A 17,734-nucleotide genomic window follows, 5' to 3' on the forward strand; every position below is an offset into this window, starting at 1 on the left:
GCGACCGATTGCGTCGTCGCCGGCCGAAGGCGGTTGCCACGATGGCCCGATAGCCGGTTGCGCGGTGGTTGCGGATTTGCGGTCGCGGCTTACGCCGCTCCTACAGGGGGCGATCGTCGCAACGATGGCGTACTGACGACTACGGCGCGCCCGCTCCCAATGGCCGTACCGGCGCCTGCACGGTCTGTTCGCTGCGTTTGCCGCCCGCGTCTTCGAACACCAGCGTCAGCGTTACCTGCTCACCGGCAGCCAGCGGCCGCTTCAGGCCGATCAGCATCACGTGGTAGCCGCCGGGCGCGAGCGCGACCGCCTGCCCGCGCGGCAGCGGCACCGCGGCGACTTCGCGCATGCGCATCATCTGGCCCTGCATCGCCATCTCATGCACTTCGGTGTGTTGCGCGATATCCGAACGCGCGCCGATGAGGCGCAGGTCGCGGCTCGCGGTCAGGCGCATGAAGGCGCCGGTGGCGGTCTGCTGCGGCACGGTCGCGCGTACCCACGGCGTGTCCACCGCGACTTGCGCGTGGGCGACGCCGGACAAGGCCAGCGACAGGATCAATGCAGCAATCGGTTGAGTCATTGTCATGGGCGGGCTCACAGAATCTGGCGGAGGTCGTGCACGCAGTCGGGCGCGCTCTGTTCGTGACGCAGCGCCAGGCGCAGCACGCCGTCGGCGTCGTAGACGTAGCTCAGCGCCGAATGGTCGATGGTGTAGGTCGATACGGTCGGCACCTTGGCGTAGATCACGCGGAACGCCTTGGCGGTCTCGGCGATGCGCGCGGGGCTGGCGGTGAGGCCGAGGAAACTCGGGTCGAAGGCCTGGGTGTAGGCGCGCAGCACCGGCGGTGTGTCGCGTTCCGGGTCCAGGGTGACGAACAGCACCTGCAGGCGATCGGCGTCGCGGCCGAGCAGTTTGCGGATCTGCACCGCGCGGGTCAGCGCGGTCGGGCAGACGTCGGGGCACAGGGTGAAGCCGAAGAACAGCAGCACCAGCTTGCCGCGGAAATCGGCGAGCGTGCGTTCGCGTCCGTCGGGATCGAGCAGGCGGAAGTCCTTGCCGAAGTCGCGCCCGCTCAGGTCGATGCCGTGCAGGGACAGCGGTTTGCGGCCGCCGCAGGCCGACAGCACGGTGGCCGCGGCGAAGCCGGTCAGCAGGCGCCGGCGCGCGAACGAACGCGGCAGGCGGGCGAGAGCGGTGGGACGGTCGGGCACGAGCCACCTCGTCGATGCGGAAAGCGGCATTGCAGCATCGGCGCGCGATCGGCGGATGTGGCCGAGTGTCGCAGGCGGTTCGGTGGCGTCGTTGCGATAGGACTGGCGCGGGGGATCGATGGCTCGCGCTGCGTCCGCGTTTGCTCAACGCGGACGCAGCGCCCAGTGGCTTCGATGCGAGCTATGCATCAAAGCTTCATTGGTATCGCGATCTCGAAGATCGATATCGGTAATGCGCGCTGCTTACATGCTGCGCTTCAAAGATCGCGCACCACCCAACCGCTCGGATGCGGCGCATCGTCGGTATCCAGCGCCGCCTGCGCGACCGCGTCGGGCGACTTGCCGTCGCGCCAGGCGGCGGCGATCGCGGCGAGGCGTTCGCGGGTCGCACGGGTGTAGGCGCCCTCGAGTTCGTTCTGCGCATCGGCGGCGAGCTTCTGCGGATACAGCGTGCGCGCATCCTCGCTGCGGTTGAGCAGGGCGACCAAGTGCGACAGCGCGCTGCGGAAGGTCGCCGCGCCCAACGCGGTGCGCTGGGTGCGTTGCAGATGCCACACGGTCAGGTACTCGACCGGACCGAGCAGGCGCCGCGGCGTGGCGCCGAAGAAATGTCCGGACAATGCGCTGACCGCGACCGGCCCGCTCGCGTCGGGCAGCCGGGTCGCGCCCCAGGAACTCAGCGCGCCGCCGGGCAGGTCCATGCGCCGTAGCGCGGTGCCGAAGGTGTCGGCCAGCAGACGCTGGGCGCGCGTGTCGTCGCTCTCGGCGACCACCCCGAGCAGGCGGATGAACAAGGGATAGCGGTCCTCGCCGAGGCGACGCACGACCCGCTTGAGCACGGTCAGGCGGTACTCGGGGTCGCTGTGCGCGGCGAGCGCCGAGATCAGGCGATCGGCGCCGGCGCGCAGGGCTTCGGCGGAGGGAGCGGTATCGTTCACGGAACAACGCGGATGGCGGCGATGACGGCTAGCCTAGCGCAGGCGCGAGGATCGATAGCGTGCAGGCGGCGTTGGCGCGGATGAGGCGGGTGTCTGACCGGGTTTAAGCGGTCAGCGAATCCAGCACCGCGTCGGCGCCGCGATCGGCGGCGGCGGACAGGTCCATCGAGCCGAGTTCGCGCTCCAGGCCGCTGTCGCCCGAGAGCAGGCGCTCGCCGGCGGGCACGTCACGCCAGGCATCGGCGTTGAGCACGGTCTCGCCCGCATCAACCGCGGGCGGGGCATAGGCCTGAACCGCTTCGGCGACTGGCGAGGCCTGCTGGACTTGCTGGCCTGGCGTCGTCTCGCGCCCGCGCAGGGCTTCGAGCGCGGCCTGGCTGTCTAAGCCGGTGCGGTCGATGCGCGAGTCGGGGCCGATGCTGCTCATGCGGGGCGGGTCACGGGTGAAGTCGGGGGGATGGAGGGAATGTAGCGCCGGGGGGTGACTCGGCCAACTCGGGATGACCCTAGGTGGGCCGGGGCGGATCATGTCCTGCTTCACGCTAGCCGGCCGTGGCAGCGCGGATCGCGGCCAGGCGGCTCGAGGATACCTCGCTGGCCGTGGCCCGCGGTTTGCTGACACTCGCCACTTCCGCCCTGCGCGACGCGTGCTAGCCTCATTCTCCCCTCGCTGCAAGGGCCGCGCATGGCGAAGGACCAGGGCGCCGACAAGACCGAGCCGCCTACCCAGAAAAAGATCCGCGACGCGCGCAAGGAAGGCAACGTCGCCAAGAGCAAGGAGCTGACCAGCACCGTGCTGATGCTCGGCTGGGTGGTGTGCGGCTGGATGATGCTCGACTTCATGCGCGCCAAGATGATCCTGCTGTTCGACACCAGCCTGAAGGCGATCAACCAGCCGTTCGGCGACGCCCTGCGCGAGGTCGGCGGGGCCGCGTTCGACACGCTGCTGTGGCTGTCGTTGCCGCTGTTGGGGATGGCGGTGTTCCTGGGCGTGGTGATCGAGTTTCTGCAGGTCGGGCCGGTGCTGAGCCTGGGCAAGGTCAAGCCGAGTCTGGACAAGATGAACCCCGCCGAGGGGCTCAAGAAGATGTTCTCGATGGACAACCTCGTCGAGCTGGTCAAATCGGTGATGAAGAGCTCGGCGCTGATCGGCATCGGCGTGTTCGTGATCTACAAGATGCTCGCCCAGCTGATGATGCTGCCGTACGCGCCGGCCGAGGCGATGGGTGCGGGCATCTGGTACGGGCTGGTGCGGATCGTGATCTGGACGATCTTCGTGTTCTTCTTCGTCTCGGCGATCGACGTGTGGTACCAGAAGTTCTCCTACACCAAGCAGTTGCGCATGAGCCGGCGCGACATCCAGCAGGAGGTCAAGGAGAGCGAGGGCGACCCGTACGTGAAGAGCCGGCGCCGGCAGTTGCATCAGGAGTGGTCTCAGCAGAGCATGCTCAATGCCGTCCGCCAATCCAATGTCGTCGTGACCAACCCCACCCACATCGCCATCGCCCTGACCTACGAGCACGGCACCACCGACCTGCCGGTGGTGGTGGCCAAGGGCGAGGGCTATCTGGCCGAGGAGATCAAGCGCGCGGCCACCGAGGCCGGCGTGCCGATCCTGCAGAACGTGCAGCTGGCGCGCGGGTTGCACGAGCATGTCGAACTGGACGACTACATCGGCAACGAATTCTTCGAAGCCGTGGCCGAGGTGCTGCACTGGGCCGAGACCGTGCGCCGTCTGCGCGACGGCGACACCAGCGCACCGGAGTTGCCGCCGCCGTTGGAGTGATGGGGCGGGGCGAATGGCCTCACTCCGTATCCGTCTTCCCGAAGTCGCGCGCCATCCGAAGTTGTGCGCCATCCCGACCTGAGTTCCCCTCAACCGAAGGGGTTCCCCCCTTTGCAAAAGGGGGGCCAGGGGGGATTCGCTTTTGCTCTTGCTCGTCAGTTCCTAAACAGCAACAGCAAAAGCGAATCCCCCACGTCCGCTTCGCGGCCGTTCGCCCCCTTTTCCAAAGGGGGCAAAAGCCGAAGCCGCACGGGCCAACACGAGCGAAGCGCGAAGGCGACTCGATGCGCCGCGACTCACCGCAACCAATCAGCCGCCAAACACCCGATTCAACGCATCAAGCAGCCCGCGATTGCCGGCCAGCCGATCCAGCACGATCTCCACGTACACGCCCAGCATCAACAGAATGATCCACGTCGCCAGCCACGCCTTGATCGGCATGGTGATGGTGAACACGTTGAGTTGCGGCGCGAAGCGGTTGACCAGGCCGAACGACAGGTCGATCAGCAACAGCACCACCATCGCCGGCGCGGCCAGCACCAGCAGCGCGGTCATCAGGTAACTGAACTGGCCGACGAACAACTCCATGCCGGCCTGATGCAGGTTCGGGAAGAACGAATTCACCGGCCACATCGCATAGCTCGACAGCAGCAGGTCGAGGAACACCAGGAACGCGCCGCTGGCCATGAACAGCCACGAGGCGAAGTGCGACAGGAAGTTGCCGTGCAGCGAGGCCTGATGGCCCTGGATCGGGTCGAACACCTGCGCCAGGGTCATGCCGACCTGGGTGTCGATGACGTTGCCGGCGGCGCTGATCGCCCAGAACACCATGCCGTAGCAAAACCCGATCGACACGCCGATGAACAATTCCTTGAGGATGATCGGCGCCCACGACAGCGTGCCCAGTTCGTTCAAGGGCACCCCGTTCATCGCCACCGGGATCGCGATGATCGCCAGGCTGACCATGAAGCTGTTGCGCACCAGAGGCGGCATGTTTTCGTTGGTGATCAGCGGCAGCATCATGAACGCGCCGATCACCCGCGGCAGCACCAGCCCCAGCGCCAGCATGATGTTGCCGACCGAATCGAAATTCATCGGCGTGCGCGCCGCGCGAGCGTACCGCCGCGCATCAGTGCCGGACCATGCCCGGGAAATCGAGGAAGATGCGGTCGGCGAAGGTGTACAGGGTGCCGCCGATCATCGACGCGGTCACGAACAGCGTCACCACGATCACGGTGAATTTGATCGCGTAGGCGAAGGTCTGTTCCTGCAGCTGAGTCGCGGCCTGGATGAAGGCCACGACCAGCCCGACCACGGCGGCGGCGAGCACAGGCGGGCCCGACAGCAGCAGCGTCAGCCACAGCGCCTGTTTGGTCATTTCGAGCATGTCGCCCATAAGTGCCGGGATTCGTTATTGGGGATTAGGGATTCGGAAAAGCGGGTCGGGGGAGGTTGGAATCGGACGGCGGCGGTTGCCGCTTGGTCGAATCCCGAATCTCCAATCCCGAATCCCGACTTCAACCGCCATACGTCAACACCAAGCCATGCACCAGCTTGGCCCAGCCGCCGATCAACACGAACAGCAGCAGCTTGAACGGCAGCGACACGGTGGTCGGCGACAGCATCATCATGCCCAGCGACAGCAGGATGTTCGACACCACCAGGTCGATGATCAGGAACGGCAGGAAGATCAAAAAGCCGATCTGGAACGCGGCGGTGAGTTCGCTGACGGTGAACGCGGGGATGACCACCAGGAAATCGTTGACGCTGATGTCGGCGCGCGCGTTGGGCGGCAGCAGGCGCTGCGCGCTGCGCAGGAAGAACGCGCGCTCGGCGTCGCTGGAGTGCTTGATCAGGAAGTTGCGCAACGGCTCCTTGCCGGCGTCCATCATCTGCAGCAGGCGGGTGGTGTCCATCTTGCCGGTACCGCCGAGCAAGGCCGACGGCGCGGCGGGCCGCTTCACGCCGGCGGCCGGTGCCGCGGTTTGCGCGGTGGCGGTGTTCGTCGTCGTCGTGGGCGCGGCGGCCGGCGCGGCCGGAACCGTCGCGGCCGGCGCGGTGGCTGCAGGCGCGGAGCCGGGAGCCGCGGCGACAGCCGGTGCCGGCGTGGTCGTGGCCGGCGCGGCACCCGGCGTCGTCGCGGCGGTGCCCGGCGGCGGAGCCTGCGTCGCCGCGGCCACGGTCGTGCCGCTCATGCGCGCGTTGATCGCGTCGTGGGTTTCCAGGATCACCGGATACATCACGTAGATCGACAGCACGATCGCCAGGCCGTTGATGACCACGTTCGGCGGCACCTGCTGCAGGCCGAGCGCGTTGCGCAGCAGGCTAAGCACCACCACGATCTTGGTGAACGAGGTCACCATCACCGCGACGAACGGCGCCAGCGCGAGGCTGACCACCGTGATCAGCACCAGCGCCGGCGAGAACGAACTGAAATCCATGGTTCAGCTCCAGGCGATCAAGCGAACACCCAGGGTGTCGCCGACCGCGACGATTTCGCCGCGACCGGCGTCGCGGCCGTTGGCGCGGATCACCACGTTGGCGCCTTCCAGCCGCGAGGGCAGCGCGAACACGTAACCGGGCTGGAAGCCGGCCAGGTCCTCGTAACGGCATTCGAGCCGGCCCAGGTCGAATTCGAGGCGGACCGGAACCTCCGGTGCGTTGGGTTCGGCCGATTCGGGCGCGGCTTCGGTGTCGCTCATCGCGGAAGTCTCCTGATGCGTGGAAAGGGTCAACGGCGGGCCGTCGATGCGCCAGCCGTCGGCGACCGGCAGCAGCGGCCAGGCATAGCCCGGCACCTGCGCCTGCACCGGCGGCGGACGTTGGTAGTTGCCGATCACCAGCACGTCGCCGGGACGCAGCTGGCGCCATTGCGCGCGGCGCAGTTGCGGGCCCAGCCAGCGCAGCGCGATCGGCACCGGCAGATCGGTCCAGTCGCGGTAGCCGCCGGAGTCGTCGTCGCTCGCGCGCTCGAACATCTCGGCGCGGAACAGCAGCCGTTCGACCCAGCCCGGCGGAATGCGCAGATGCCCGCGCACGCGCACCTGGCCGCCGCCGTCGGCGATGGTGAAGGCCAGCCACAGGCCGTCGAGGCTGGCCGCGCTGTGCGTTTGCAAGTCGTGCAGCGAGGTGTTGCCGTCGTCGACCACCGGGATCAGGGCGATATCGAGCGCCTGGCTCAGCCGCACCAGCTGCGATTCGTGCGCCAGGCTCCAGGCCAGCACGCGCGAGCGGCCCCGGTAGTCGCTCCAGTGCAGGCCGGTGTCGGTATCGATCGCCAGCCCGCTGTCGAGCTGCAGCTTGACCCGCGCGCCGTCGCCTTCCAGCGTTACCACCTCGCCGTCGATCGCGCCGGCCTGGGCGAAACTCAGCCAGCCGCCGTCGCGCACCGGCCAGCGCTGCGCGGCGCCGAACAAGCCGCATAGCGCCTGAGCCTGCCACAGCGGCAGCGACGGCACCCGGCCGCGGATCGAACCGGCCTGCGCCTGCGCCGAAGGTTCCGAATAGTGTTCATGCCCCGTCATCGGGCCGTGCGATTCATCCATGGCCCAATGCCACCTTCATCAGCTCGGGCAGCGAGCGTACTCCGAGTTTGTTCATCATGTTCGATCGATGCAGCTCCACGGTCTTGACGCTGATGCCGAGCACGTCGGCGATGATCTTGTTCGGTTTGCTCGCTACGACCAAGTCCATGACCTGACGTTCGCGCGGGCTCAGCTTGGCCAGGCGATCGTCGCCCGCCTCGCTGCCGGCGTGGTTGCGCGCATTGACGATGGCGGCGCGGATCGCGTCGATCACGGCCTCGTCGCTGAAGGGTTTTTCGAGAAAATTGGACGCGCCCTTGCGCATCGCCTCGACCGCGAGCGGCACGTCGCCGTGCGCGGTCACGAACACCAGCGGCAGGCCGATCCCGCGTCGGCGCAGTTCTTCCTGCAACTGCAGCCCGCTCATCAGCGGCATGCGGATGTCGGACACCAGGCAGCACGGCTCGGCGCCGTGGCGCTCGCCGGCGTAGGCGTCCAGGAACGCCGGCCCGGAGGCATAGGCCTGCACTTCGAAACCGGCCGTTTCCAGCAGCCACGCGGTGGATTCGCGAAAGCCGTCGTTGTCGTCGACCAGGTAAATGCGTGCTTCGGTCATCAGCGATGCTCTCCTTGCCGGCGCCGCCGGGCTCGTCGCGTTCGCGGGCCTCGCACTTTAAGCGCCGCCGCGCCGCCTGTGTCGCATGCGCCCGACGGCAGTGTGCGCGACGCATACGACAATCGGGTGGGCGTGGGCTGGGTCACGGGCGGGTCCTTCGCGGCGAATCGGGCGTTGCACGATATGAACAGGTGGCCGGCGTCATCGCTTGCGCTCGCGTCGCGCTGAGTTCAAGCGAACGCGACGGTATAACCCGGCGGACGGTGGTCGCGATGCTGACCTTTGTCATCTGTGATCGGCTTGCACCGGATCGGGCTGGCGGCGCCGCCGTCGGGCTACCGCGATGTCCGCGGGCGAGCATCAAGTGCGAGCCTCATAGCGCGGCAAGGTAAACCCGAACACGCTGCCGCCGCCTTCGCGCGGTTCGAAGAACAGCCGGCCCTCGTGGTATTCGATGATCGAGCGGCAGATCGCCAGGCCGATGCCCAGGCCGTCGGTCTTGGTGGTGAAGAACGGCGAGAACAGCTGGTCCTGCTCGGCCGGGCTGAGGCCGGCGCCGCGGTCGGACACGCGCACTTCGATCTGGTCGTCGAGGTTCATCCGCGCGTCGATGCGCAATTCGCGCCGCGCCGCGGGGATTTCGCGCATCGCCTCGATCGCGTTCTTGACCAGGTTCAGCAGCACCTGCTCGATCATCACCCGGTCGGCGAACACCGGCGCGAGGTTCGCCGGCAGACCAAGATCGATGCGCAGTTGCAGGCGCTCGGCCTCCAGCCGCAGCAGTTCCAGCACGGTGTCGGCGATCCGGTTCAGCTCGTGCGCGTCGCGTCGCGGTTCGCGCGCGCGCACGAACTCGCGCACCCGCGAAATCACCGCCGCGGCGTGTTCGGCCTGGGTGCGCGCCGCTTGAAGCGCGCGTTCGACCTGGACCGGTCCGCCGGCCTGTTCGACCAGTCGCAGACTTCCGTTCAGATAATTCATGATCGCCGCGAGCGGTTGGTTCAACTCGTGCGCGAGCGTCGCGGCCATCTCGCCGACCGACATCAGGCGCGAGGTGAACAGCAGTTTTTCCTGGCGGTTCTTGTGCGAGTCCAGGGTCTCGATGCGTTCGCTGATGTCGACCGCGGTCAGCACCTCGACCGGCGCGGCGGCGTGTTCGGCGCGGCCCCAGTGCAGCGCGTACCAGCGGCCGCTGTGCGGCGCCAGCACTTCGCGCGGACCGTCGTGCGAATTCTGCGGCGCGCCGTCGCCGCCGTCGCCATGCAGCAGCGCCAGCAGCGCATCGCGCCTGATGTGCTCGGGCAGCGCGCCGAATTCCTCGCGGTAGCGCGCGTTGCCGGCGATCAGGACGCCGTCGGCGTCGAACATCGCGCAGGCGAACGGCACCGCGCCGAGCAGGCCGGCGGAGGGGTCGATGGCGGCCTGCGCCTGCGCGGCGCGCTTGCCGGTACGGGAGGTCTTGGCGTTGACCATGCTCACATCCCTGCCATGGCGAGCGGCCCGACGACGTGAAGCCGCGGGCATCGGCGACGGCGCCGCGCCTGCCGGGGCGCCGGGCTGTTACGGTATGTCGCCGCGATGGGCCGCGCCCCGCGCGCCCTCATTCCCACGTTCCGATCCTCGGTCCCGCACTGACTCGCCATGCCGATACTGCCCCTGCCGCCGCGTTGCGTAATCCGTTGTCTCGTCGGGCTGACCCGCGCATCGGCGCTGGCCTGCGCGCCGTTGCTGGCGTTCGCCGCGGCCAAACCCGCGGCGCCCGCGGCCGCCGCCGCGCAACCGCCTTCGATGTTCTTCGAATTCATCTCGATCCTGCTGCCGGTCGCGGTGGTCATCGCCGCGCTGCTCGCGGTGCTGCACTACCTGCGCAAGCGCCATGGGTTGAGCGGGCGCGATGCGCCGCTGTCGATCCTGCAGATCCTCCCCGTCGGCCCCCGCGAACGTATCGTCGTGCTGCGCACGCGCAGCGGACGCGCGCTGGCGGTCGGCGTGGCCGGGCAATCGCTGAATCTGATCGCCGAACTCGACCCCGCGGACATCGCGCCGGCGGTCGCCGCGACGGTTTCAACCGCAACTGCTTCTGTGCCGGCCGTCGCAGCTTCGACCGAACACGAATCCTGAGCGTTCCGCGCTTACGTTAGTCGAACGCGATCACGCAATTGCGCACGAGTTCACAAAAACAGCGATGAATGAGCGCGAATGTAAGCCTTGGGGATCAAGGCGACGTGATTGTGCGGATCACACACAACAACGTTTGCGTTCACACAACAGGTGACACTTAACACTTAGTATCGGCCGTCCGAACCGGCATCGTGTTTGAGGACAGCGCCATGCGTGGGTGCTCAGGGGTACATGGCAGAGCAGTGATTGCTTCCAGCGTTCGATACAGCGCAAACCCGACGACGATCGCAACCCGCGGCTTGACGCCGTGGCGTGGCGCGCTCGCCGCTGCGCGTGTCGGCGAGGTATCCCGGTCGCGCCGCATCGCCCCTGCCCGAACCCCTGCCCGATCACCCAGCGACAGGATGTGGGGCTGACCGAATGCGAGCACTGCTGAATTCCCTGATGGCCGCGCCGCCCGGCACGCTTCCGCGTCGCCGCGCCGGTTACAGCGACGTGGTCCTGGCCATGGGCGCGGTCACCATCATCGCGGTGATGATCCTGCCGCTGCCGCTGGCGATCATCGACACCCTGGTCGCGATCAACATCGCGATCGGCTTCGGCCTGCTGCTGATCGCGCTGTACATCCCCACGCCGGTGGCGTTCTCCAGTTTCCCCAGCGTGCTGCTGCTGACCACGCTGTTCCGGCTGTCGCTGTCGATCGCGATCACCCGCTCGATCCTGCTCGAGGCCAACGGCGGTCACATCGTTGAAACATTCGGCAGCCTGGTCGCCGGCGGCAACCTGGTGGTCGGCTTCGTGGTGTTCCTGATCATCACCGTGGTCCAGTTCATCGTCATCGCCAAGGGCGCCGAGCGCGTGGCCGAAGTCGCCGCGCGCTTCACCCTGGACGCGATGCCGGGCAAGCAGCTGTCGATCGACTCGGACCTGCGCGCGGGCATGCTCGACAAGGACGAGGCCAAGAAGAAGCGCCGCCTGCTGGAAGTCGAAAGCCAGCTGCACGGCAGCCTGGACGGCGCGATGAAGTTCGTGAAGGGCGACGCCATCGCCGGCATCGTCATCATCATCATCAACCTGCTCGGCGGCCTGGCCATCGGCGTGCTGCAGAAGGGCATGCCGCTGGCCGACGCGACCCACACCTACAGCATCCTGACCATCGGCGACGGCCTGGTGTCGCAGATTCCGGCGATCCTGGCGACGATCGCCGCCGGTCTGGTGGTGACCCGCACCGCCGGCGACGAGGACGACCGTCACCTGGGCGAATCGATCACCCGCCAGGTCACCGGCCAGCCGCGCGTGCTGCTGATCACCGGCTGCCTCGCGTTCCTGATGATCTTCGTGCCGGGCTTTCCGAAGCCGGTGTTCCTGATCCTGTCGATGGTGCTGCTGGGCTACGCGGCCTGGCGTTATCGCCACGGTTCGGCGGTGCTGCGGCGCGCGTTCAAGGTCCCCGAGGGCGAGCGCGGCATCGACGAGACGGTCGTCAACGCGGACGAGATCGCGCCGCCCGCGCCGTTGCAACTGGATCTGTCGCCGACCCTCGCGGCCGCGTTCGGCGAACACGTCGCGCGCGAGCGCATCGTCGACGTCGCCCGCCGTCTGCGCGACGAATACGGCGTGCCGCTGCCGGTGCCGGTGATCAAGATCGCCGCCGACCTGGACAGCGGCGACGGCCTGGGCGGCTATCGCCTGACCGCGTTCGGCGCGCGCATCGCGTTCGGGCGGCTGTCGCCGAACGCGCAGTTCCGTCCGGCCCGGCTCGGCGACGCCAACGCGCCCAAGCTGCCGGGGTTCTTCCCGCCGCTGGCGGGCGAGTGGACCGGCCAGGCCGGCGCCGACATCCGCGACGGCCTGAGCACGGTGATCGAGCATTCGCGCGCGGCGCTGGAACGGCGCATGGGCAGCTTCATCGGCATTCAAGAGACCTCGAACCTGTTCGGCAAGATGCAGCGCGACTACCCCGACCTGGTCAAGGAAATGCTGCGCGTGGTCGCGCCGCAGCGGGTCGCCGACGTGCTGCGCCGGCTGGTCGAGGAAGGCGTGCCGATCCGCAATCTGCGCGACGCGTTCGAAGCGATTACCGATGTCGGCGGGCGCGAGAAGGACGTGGTGCTGCTGACCGAGTACGTGCGGGTCGCGCTCAAGCGCGAAATCGCCGACCGCTACGCCGACAGCGACCGCACCATGCAGGTGCTGCTGATCCATCCTGAATTGGAGGACCGTCTGCGCCAATCGGTGCGGGTGGCCGGCGGCGCGACCCAGCTGGCGATTTCGCCTGAATTGGCCGGACGCCTGGGCAGCGAGGTGCGCGCGCATCTGGGCCGTCAAGCTGAAGGCGTTAAGCCGGTGCTGTTGTGTTCACTGGATGTTCGCCGTCATCTGCGCAAGCTGCTGGAGATCGATTTCTTCGAACTGCCGGTGCTGTCCTATCAGGAACTCGCACCTGACCTGCGCATCGTGCAGGCAGGCCAAGTCAATGCCTGAGGAGCCCAGACGATGAATCTTCTCCGCCATCATTGCCCCATTCACCGGTCGTCCGGCCCGCGCGCATCGCGCGTCCCGACCGTATGCGCCGCCCGCCGCGGCGGCGCCTGAGACAGGAGTCCGCCATGTCCATCGACGAACATCCGACTGCATCCGACGACGGCGCCGTCGTTCCCGGCGCAGCCGACAAGAGCGCGCACGACGGCAAGGCCGACGTGCGTGGCGAGGCTGCCCGCAGCGAGATTCGCATCACCCCCGCGATCAGCGTGCTGCGCGTGGTCTCGGGCCTGCACATCGGCGCCAGCCGTCCGTTGTCGGCGCAGGAAACCGTGCTGATCGGCAGCAGCGGCGACTGCGACATCGTGCTGTCCGATCCCGGCGTCGCGCCGCGTCACGCGTTCCTGACCCGCATGGGCGGCACGGTCTCGCTGCGCGCGCTCGATGCGCCGTTGACGATCGACGGCCAGACCCTGAATCCGGGCGACCCGGCCGAGTTGAGCGCGATGCAGCGCGTCGACATGGGCGGCGCGTCGATCGCGGTCGGCGCCGCCGAAGACCCGGGCTGGGCGACGATGCTGCCCAACATGGGCGAGCTGGCGAAACCCGCCAAATCCTCGATGCGCCATCTGCCGCTGATCGCCGGTCTGGCCGCGCTGTCGCTGGTGTCGGTGGCGATCGCCGCGGCGGTGATGCCGGGCTTCGAGAAAAAGCCCACGCCGAAGGAAGTGGTGCAGCCGCTGATCAAGGAGTTCTCGATCGCCGGCGGCCGCCTGATCGAAAACGACGACGGCAGCCTGGTGCTGTCGGGTACGGTCAAGGACGCCACGGTGCGCGAGATGATCCGCAAGCGCCTGGTGACCGATGAAGTCGACGCGCGCCTGGACCTGCGCACCGGCGACGACATCGCCGGCGACGTGCGCGAAGTGCTGCGCAGCCAGGGCCTGACCACGCAGACGCGTTATCTGGGCAACGGCGATGTCGAAGTCACCGGGCGGTTCGAAAGCAAGGAAGCGTTCGAACGCGCGGTGGCATCGCGGGCGATGCAGGACGTCAACGGCGTCAACCGGGTGATTCCGCACAATCTCGCCGACGACGGCCGTCCGGCCGGGCCGACCGTGGCCGCGCCCGAGGTCAAGAAGGAACCGGTCAGCGCCGAGCCGACCCGGATCGTGCAGATCGTCCGCGGCGGCGCCAACCCGCACGTGATCGATGTCGACGGCCACGAGTACGCGGTCGGCGACGTGATGCCCGACGGCCGCAGCCTGATCGCGATCGGCGACAAGGCCTGGGCGCTGAACAAGCTGACCGGCATGACCGATCAGCTCAAGGCGCAGCCGCTGACCGCCGAGGAGCAGGCCGCCGCGGCCGCCGCCGCCAGCGGCGCCCCTGCGACCCCGCCGAGTGCGACCCCGGCGCCGACCGCGACCGCTACCGCGGCCAATGCGACCCCGGCCGCGCCCACCGCGCCCACCGCGCCCACCGCGCCGGCAAGCCCGACCGCCAAGTCCGCCGCGCGCCCGCCGACCACGCCGGCGGACAGTCGCGACAACCCCTTCAGCGTTTCCGAGGCGCCCGCGAAGCCGGCCGGGAGGCGGGAATGACCCCGACCACCCCCGGGTCAGCACTAGCTGGTTTCACGTGTGTATCACCGATTAAATCCATGATCGGCACCATGCATCCGCTTTAGGTCCGTACTGGGCCGTATGCAGTGCCGCATTCAGAGTTCAGCTTCATCCGTTGTTCCACGCCATTCAGCGGCCACGCCGCAACGAGCAGGAGAGACGTCATGAGCAATACGGTAAATCCGAACGCCGGCGGCACCGCCGGCCTGGTCACCAGCTTCATCGCCGATGTCAACAAGAGCAACACCGTCGGCAACGGCAAGAACGCCAGCGCCTCGTCCAACGGCGGCGGCGGCGGTGTTTCCGCCGGCGGCGGCGCGGGCGGCGGCAGCGGCAGCTGGTTCGAAGCGATGGCCAAGGCGTGGGGTTCGACCCTGGACAGCCAGGCCGGCCGCATCACCGAGCTGTCGGGCTCGATCGGCGGCGGCAACGACCAGCCGTCGGCGATGATCGCGTTGACCTCCGAGAGCCTGCGCATGCAGTTCATCTCCAATAACGCCTCGACCTCGATCAACAGCATCGGCGACGCGTTCAAGACCCTGGCGTCGAAGAACTGACGGCCGGGCGCGGCCCGACGTCGCCGCTTCCTGCCGCGGCGCCCGGATCTCGGTCCGGGCGCCGGCTGCGTCGAAGCGCCGCCATCGCACCGCGCACCGCACCGTCTGCTTTTTGATCGCCAGCCGTAATTTGTTGTTCGTTCGGACCCAACGCTCCAGGAGAAAGGGCCATGATCGAAGCCATTCAAGTCGCAGCCGAAGCCGCGCAGCCGGCCGCCGCATCGCCGGCGCAGTCGCCGCAGGCATCGGCGTACGACATTCGCGAGTTCGCCGCTGCATTCGACCGCGGCGCCTCGCCGACCTCGGGCGGTGCTCAGGCCGGCGCGCCCGCGCAAGCCGCGCCGACCGAAATGTCGCAGGGCACCCGCGCGGTGCTGGCCGCGCTCGACAATCTCAACGGCGGCGCCGACAAGATCGACGCGGCGACCAAGACCATGTCGGCCAACAGCGCCGATCTGACCTCGGGCGAGATGATCCAGATGACCATGCGCTGCCACCAGTTCATGTTCACCTCGCAGCTCACCTCGAACGTCGCCAACCGGACCTCGGACGGCATCCAGCAATTGTTCCGTCAGCAGTCCTGAGCAGTCGCTCGCAATCGGTACGCAATCACCACGGGGGATGCATGGGTAGGGCGTCAGGCTTCAATGCGTTACGAGTCATGGCGGCCCTGCTGGCCTGCCTGCTGATCGTCGGCTGTACGAGCACGCCGCTGTACAGCCAGCTCGACGAGCAACAGGCCAATGAACTGATGGCGGCCCTGCTCGATGCGGGGATTCCGGCCGAAAAGGACCCCTCGCCGAGCAAGACCGGCTGGGAGGTCATGGTCAATCGCGGCGACATCCCCTACGCGATGCAGGTGCTGACCTCGCGCGGTTTGCCGCGCTCGAAGTACAGCTCGCTCGGCGAGGTGTTCAAGAAGGAAGGCTTCGCTTCCTCCGCGCTGGAGGAAAAGGCGCGCTATCTGTACGGCCTGTCGCAGGAACTGCAGCGCACCCTGACCCGCATTGACGGCGTGGTCGAGGCGCGCGTGCATATCGCCTTGCCCGACCGCGATCCGCTCGGCGGCAACGTGCAGGATTCCTCGGCTTCGGTGCTGATCTTCGAACGCCCCGGCCAGAGTCTGCGCGATCGCGAAACCGACATCAAAGTGTTCGTCAAGGACAGCGTCGAGGGCCTGGACGACGTCAACAAGGTCACGGTCAAGTTCTTCACCGTGACCGCGCCGCCGAAGGCGCATCAGGGCGGTGGCCCGCTCAACGCGGTGATCGGCTCGATCGACCTGAGCGCGGTCATCATCGGCGCCGGCGTGCTGGTGGTGCTGGCGATCGTTGCGTTCTTCTTCGGCCGTCTGCGCTCGCGCTTCGCCCCGGCCGCCGCGGCCGCGCCGAGCAACGCACGCAGCGGGGTCTGGAACGGATGAGCGGCACGGCGGCGCTGCGGACGATCCTCTCCGAGGTCGATCCGAGCTGGCACGGCGACGGTCCGGACCGGATCGAACCCGAACTGCTCGCCGCCGCCCGCAACAGCGCGCTCGGCCGTCGCCTGCTCGGCCGCTGGCTCGCCGCCGGCGACGCGCCGGCCCTGCTCGCGCCGCAACCCGGCGAAGGCTTCGGCGCCGCCGCGTTGCGCTGGCCGCGCGCGCGGGTCGAGCGTCTGGTGCGCGATCTCGGTGCGCTGGCCTACGCCCCGGCGATCCGCGCCGAAGTAAGGCGCGATCCGGTGCGCCGGCTCAAGCAGGCGCTCGACAACGCCTATCTGCTCGCGCTCGACAGTCTGGTCTGGGACGGCAAGGTCCAGGCGCAACTGGGCGCGCAGCTCAACGCCGAACTCGATGCGGCGCTGCGCGATCCCGACGATCGAAGCATGCTGGACCTGCTCGACCGACGCGGCCGCGCCGAACTGCGCTTGTGGGCCGAGCGTCGCGACCCCGGCCTGGCCGACTGGTCGCGCCTGCTGCTGCCGCGCGGGCTGCATGACCCGAGCGCGTCGCTGGTCGCGCATCTGCCGCCGGAAACGGTCGAGCGCCTGCATGCCCATCACGGCGCCAGACCGCTGGCGGCCTGAGCCGCCGCGTCGCCGCCGCTTATCGCATTCATCCAAGGACATTCATGCACGCCGATCCGCTCTCCGCCGACCTGTCGTCTTCCGCGTCCGCCTCGGCGGGCACGGGCCTGAGCGACGGTCCGCGCCGGATCGAACCGCAGCGCGCCACCGGCACGGTGGTGGTGTTCGAACGCAAGCAATTCGAACGCGCGGTCGCCGGCACCATCGTGCCGGCCAAGCAGTGGAACGCGATCGGCGAACTCGATCAGGCCCTGGCCCGGGTCAATGCGCTGTACGCCGAGGCCGGCGACGAGATCAAGCAGGCGCGCGAGGCCGGTTACGCGGCCGGTTTCGCCGAAGGGCTGGCGCGCGCGCAGCAACAGATGGCGCAGCAACTGGCCGACCTCAACGAACGCCGCGCGCGCGTGCTCGCCGACGCCGGCAGCCGCGTCACCGAACTGGCCTGCGCGATCGTCGCGCGCATTTCCCCCGAGTTCGACGCGCGCAGCGTGGTGCCGCCGCTGGTCATGCACGCGGTCGAAGCCGCGCAGGCCGAACAGTTCCTGCTGATCCGGGTGCATCCCAGCGTGCGCGAGGACGTCGCCAAGGGCCTGGGCCTGGTGCGCCAGGCGCATCCGGTGGTCGGGGTGATCGAACTGGTCGACGACGAAAGCCTGGACAAGCTCAGCTGCGTGGTGGTGTCGGAAGTCGGCGAAGTCCGCGCCGGCGTGGCCCAGCAGATCGAAGCGATCCGGGTCGCGCTGTCGGGCGCCGAATACGGTGCGGAGCACAGCGAATGAACCGCCGCGCGCTCGCCGCCGGGTTCGC

Annotated in this window: 19 protein-coding genes; 9 read left to right on the plus strand and 10 right to left on the minus strand. The window is 68.3% G+C overall.

Annotated features, from left to right (window positions below):
• Nucleotides 1-139 precede the first annotated feature (139 nt).
• The 4 genes from AC3A4T_RS16770 to AC3A4T_RS16785 form a co-directional block, all read right to left on the minus strand.
• Complete coding sequence (locus tag AC3A4T_RS16770) at nucleotides 140-586, minus strand: copper chaperone PCu(A)C (protein ID WP_487676402.1); 447 nt, start codon at nucleotides 584-586, stop codon at nucleotides 140-142.
• A gap of 8 nt (nucleotides 587-594) precedes the next feature.
• The gene (locus tag AC3A4T_RS16775; RefSeq protein ID WP_487676403.1) at nucleotides 595-1,212 is read right to left on the minus strand and encodes an SCO family protein; all 618 of its coding nucleotides are present in this window, start codon (nucleotides 1,210-1,212) and stop codon (nucleotides 595-597) included.
• A gap of 257 nt (nucleotides 1,213-1,469) precedes the next feature.
• Nucleotides 1,470-2,150, minus strand: coding sequence for a hypothetical protein (locus AC3A4T_RS16780; protein ID WP_056109291.1), 681 nt, complete (start codon nucleotides 2,148-2,150; stop codon nucleotides 1,470-1,472).
• A 103-nt stretch (nucleotides 2,151-2,253) separates the two neighbouring features.
• Nucleotides 2,254-2,577, minus strand: a complete 324-nt coding sequence (locus tag AC3A4T_RS16785; RefSeq protein WP_487676404.1) for a hypothetical protein — start codon at nucleotides 2,575-2,577, stop codon at nucleotides 2,254-2,256.
• 258 nt (nucleotides 2,578-2,835) lie between these two features.
• Here AC3A4T_RS16785 and sctU point away from each other — a divergent pair, with 258 nt between their 5' ends.
• Nucleotides 2,836-3,936, plus strand: coding sequence for a type III secretion system export apparatus subunit SctU (gene sctU / locus AC3A4T_RS16790; protein WP_487676405.1), 1,101 nt, complete (start codon nucleotides 2,836-2,838; stop codon nucleotides 3,934-3,936).
• 309 nt (nucleotides 3,937-4,245) lie between these two features.
• Here the strand turns inward: sctU and sctT are convergent, their stop codons facing one another.
• The 6 genes from sctT to AC3A4T_RS16820 all read right to left on the minus strand — a co-directional run bounded on the left by sctT (nucleotide 4,246) and on the right by AC3A4T_RS16820 (nucleotide 9,549).
• Nucleotides 4,246-5,031, minus strand: a complete 786-nt coding sequence (gene sctT, locus AC3A4T_RS16795; protein ID WP_056109284.1) for a type III secretion system export apparatus subunit SctT — start codon at nucleotides 5,029-5,031, stop codon at nucleotides 4,246-4,248.
• A gap of 34 nt (nucleotides 5,032-5,065) precedes the next feature.
• Nucleotides 5,066-5,332 (minus strand): type III secretion system export apparatus subunit SctS, encoded by a 267-nt coding sequence (sctS, locus tag AC3A4T_RS16800; RefSeq protein ID WP_056109282.1) that lies wholly within the window; start codon nucleotides 5,330-5,332, stop codon nucleotides 5,066-5,068.
• A 121-nt stretch (nucleotides 5,333-5,453) separates the two neighbouring features.
• A complete protein-coding gene (locus tag AC3A4T_RS16805) occupies nucleotides 5,454-6,377 on the minus strand; it encodes a hypothetical protein (protein WP_487676406.1) in 924 nt (307 codons plus the stop codon).
• 3 nt (nucleotides 6,378-6,380) lie between these two features.
• Nucleotides 6,381-7,481: a type III secretion system cytoplasmic ring protein SctQ gene (gene sctQ / locus AC3A4T_RS16810; protein WP_487676407.1), complete on the minus strand. Its 1,101-nt coding sequence runs from the start codon at nucleotides 7,479-7,481 to the stop codon at nucleotides 6,381-6,383.
• Nucleotides 7,474-8,076 carry a response regulator transcription factor gene (locus tag AC3A4T_RS16815; RefSeq protein WP_487676408.1) on the minus strand — a complete coding sequence of 201 codons (603 nt, stop codon included), beginning with the start codon at nucleotides 8,074-8,076 and terminating at the stop codon, nucleotides 7,474-7,476. The genes sctQ and AC3A4T_RS16815 overlap by 8 nt, the downstream gene beginning before the upstream one ends.
• A 360-nt stretch (nucleotides 8,077-8,436) precedes the next feature.
• Nucleotides 8,437-9,549, minus strand: coding sequence for a sensor histidine kinase (locus tag AC3A4T_RS16820; RefSeq protein WP_487676409.1), 1,113 nt, complete (start codon nucleotides 9,547-9,549; stop codon nucleotides 8,437-8,439).
• Between the two features lie 168 nt (nucleotides 9,550-9,717).
• Between AC3A4T_RS16820 and AC3A4T_RS16825 the strand changes: the two genes are divergently transcribed.
• The 8 genes from AC3A4T_RS16825 (at nucleotide 9,718) to AC3A4T_RS16860 (ending at nucleotide 17,706) form a co-directional block, all read left to right on the plus strand.
• Nucleotides 9,718-10,197, plus strand: a complete 480-nt coding sequence (locus AC3A4T_RS16825; RefSeq protein ID WP_487676410.1) for a FliO/MopB family protein — start codon at nucleotides 9,718-9,720, stop codon at nucleotides 10,195-10,197.
• A 420-nt stretch (nucleotides 10,198-10,617) separates the two neighbouring features.
• A complete protein-coding gene (locus AC3A4T_RS16830) occupies nucleotides 10,618-12,681 on the plus strand; it encodes an FHIPEP family type III secretion protein (RefSeq protein WP_487676411.1) in 2,064 nt (687 codons plus the stop codon).
• A gap of 125 nt (nucleotides 12,682-12,806) precedes the next feature.
• Nucleotides 12,807-14,282, plus strand: coding sequence for an FHA domain-containing protein (locus AC3A4T_RS16835; RefSeq protein WP_487676412.1), 1,476 nt, complete (start codon nucleotides 12,807-12,809; stop codon nucleotides 14,280-14,282).
• 185 nt (nucleotides 14,283-14,467) lie between these two features.
• On the plus strand, nucleotides 14,468-14,860 hold the full coding sequence (locus AC3A4T_RS16840) for a hypothetical protein (protein ID WP_194735187.1): 393 nt from the start codon (nucleotides 14,468-14,470) through the stop codon (nucleotides 14,858-14,860).
• 170 nt (nucleotides 14,861-15,030) lie between these two features.
• A complete protein-coding gene (locus AC3A4T_RS16845; RefSeq protein ID WP_056109267.1) occupies nucleotides 15,031-15,444 on the plus strand; it encodes an EscF/YscF/HrpA family type III secretion system needle major subunit in 414 nt (137 codons plus the stop codon).
• A gap of 77 nt (nucleotides 15,445-15,521) precedes the next feature.
• Entirely contained in the window at nucleotides 15,522-16,283 is a 762-nt protein-coding gene (gene sctJ, locus AC3A4T_RS16850) for a type III secretion system inner membrane ring lipoprotein SctJ (protein WP_487676413.1), read from the plus strand.
• Nucleotides 16,280-16,927, plus strand: a complete 648-nt coding sequence (locus AC3A4T_RS16855; protein WP_056109262.1) for a hypothetical protein — start codon at nucleotides 16,280-16,282, stop codon at nucleotides 16,925-16,927. Before sctJ ends, AC3A4T_RS16855 begins: the two co-directional genes overlap by 4 nt.
• A gap of 44 nt (nucleotides 16,928-16,971) precedes the next feature.
• Entirely contained in the window at nucleotides 16,972-17,706 is a 735-nt protein-coding gene (locus tag AC3A4T_RS16860; protein ID WP_487676414.1) for a FliH/SctL family protein, read from the plus strand.
• The last annotated feature ends 28 nt before the right edge of the window (nucleotides 17,707-17,734 follow it).

It is taken from the genome of Lysobacter sp. Soil_N_51 (assembly GCF_057655755.1).

Bases quoted from the DNA above. Each gene is read 5' to 3' on its own strand.
- AC3A4T_RS16830 (WP_487676411.1), top strand. From the start codon at position 10,618: ATGCGAGCACTGCTGAATTCCCTGATGGCCGCGCCGCCCGGCACGCTT.
- AC3A4T_RS16860 (WP_487676414.1), top strand. From the start codon at position 16,972: ATGCACGCCGATCCGCTCTCCGCCGACCTGTCGTCTTCCGCGTCCGCC.
- AC3A4T_RS16825 (WP_487676410.1), top strand. From the start codon at position 9,718: ATGCCGATACTGCCCCTGCCGCCGCGTTGCGTAATCCGTTGTCTCGTC.
- sctS (WP_056109282.1), bottom strand. From the start codon at position 5,332: ATGGGCGACATGCTCGAAATGACCAAACAGGCGCTGTGGCTGACGCTG.
- AC3A4T_RS16820 (WP_487676409.1), bottom strand. From the start codon at position 9,549: ATGGTCAACGCCAAGACCTCCCGTACCGGCAAGCGCGCCGCGCAGGCG.
- AC3A4T_RS16805 (WP_487676406.1), bottom strand. From the start codon at position 6,377: ATGGATTTCAGTTCGTTCTCGCCGGCGCTGGTGCTGATCACGGTGGTC.
- AC3A4T_RS16835 (WP_487676412.1), top strand. From the start codon at position 12,807: ATGTCCATCGACGAACATCCGACTGCATCCGACGACGGCGCCGTCGTT.
- sctQ (WP_487676407.1), bottom strand. From the start codon at position 7,481: ATGGATGAATCGCACGGCCCGATGACGGGGCATGAACACTATTCGGAA.
- AC3A4T_RS16785 (WP_487676404.1), bottom strand. From the start codon at position 2,577: ATGAGCAGCATCGGCCCCGACTCGCGCATCGACCGCACCGGCTTAGAC.
- sctJ (WP_487676413.1), top strand. From the start codon at position 15,522: ATGGCGGCCCTGCTGGCCTGCCTGCTGATCGTCGGCTGTACGAGCACG.
- AC3A4T_RS16815 (WP_487676408.1), bottom strand. From the start codon at position 8,076: ATGACCGAAGCACGCATTTACCTGGTCGACGACAACGACGGCTTTCGC.
- AC3A4T_RS16855 (WP_056109262.1), top strand. From the start codon at position 16,280: ATGAGCGGCACGGCGGCGCTGCGGACGATCCTCTCCGAGGTCGATCCG.
- AC3A4T_RS16770 (WP_487676402.1), bottom strand. From the start codon at position 586: ATGACAATGACTCAACCGATTGCTGCATTGATCCTGTCGCTGGCCTTG.
- sctU (WP_487676405.1), top strand. From the start codon at position 2,836: ATGGCGAAGGACCAGGGCGCCGACAAGACCGAGCCGCCTACCCAGAAA.
- sctT (WP_056109284.1), bottom strand. From the start codon at position 5,031: ATGAATTTCGATTCGGTCGGCAACATCATGCTGGCGCTGGGGCTGGTG.
- AC3A4T_RS16840 (WP_194735187.1), top strand. From the start codon at position 14,468: ATGAGCAATACGGTAAATCCGAACGCCGGCGGCACCGCCGGCCTGGTC.
- AC3A4T_RS16845 (WP_056109267.1), top strand. From the start codon at position 15,031: ATGATCGAAGCCATTCAAGTCGCAGCCGAAGCCGCGCAGCCGGCCGCC.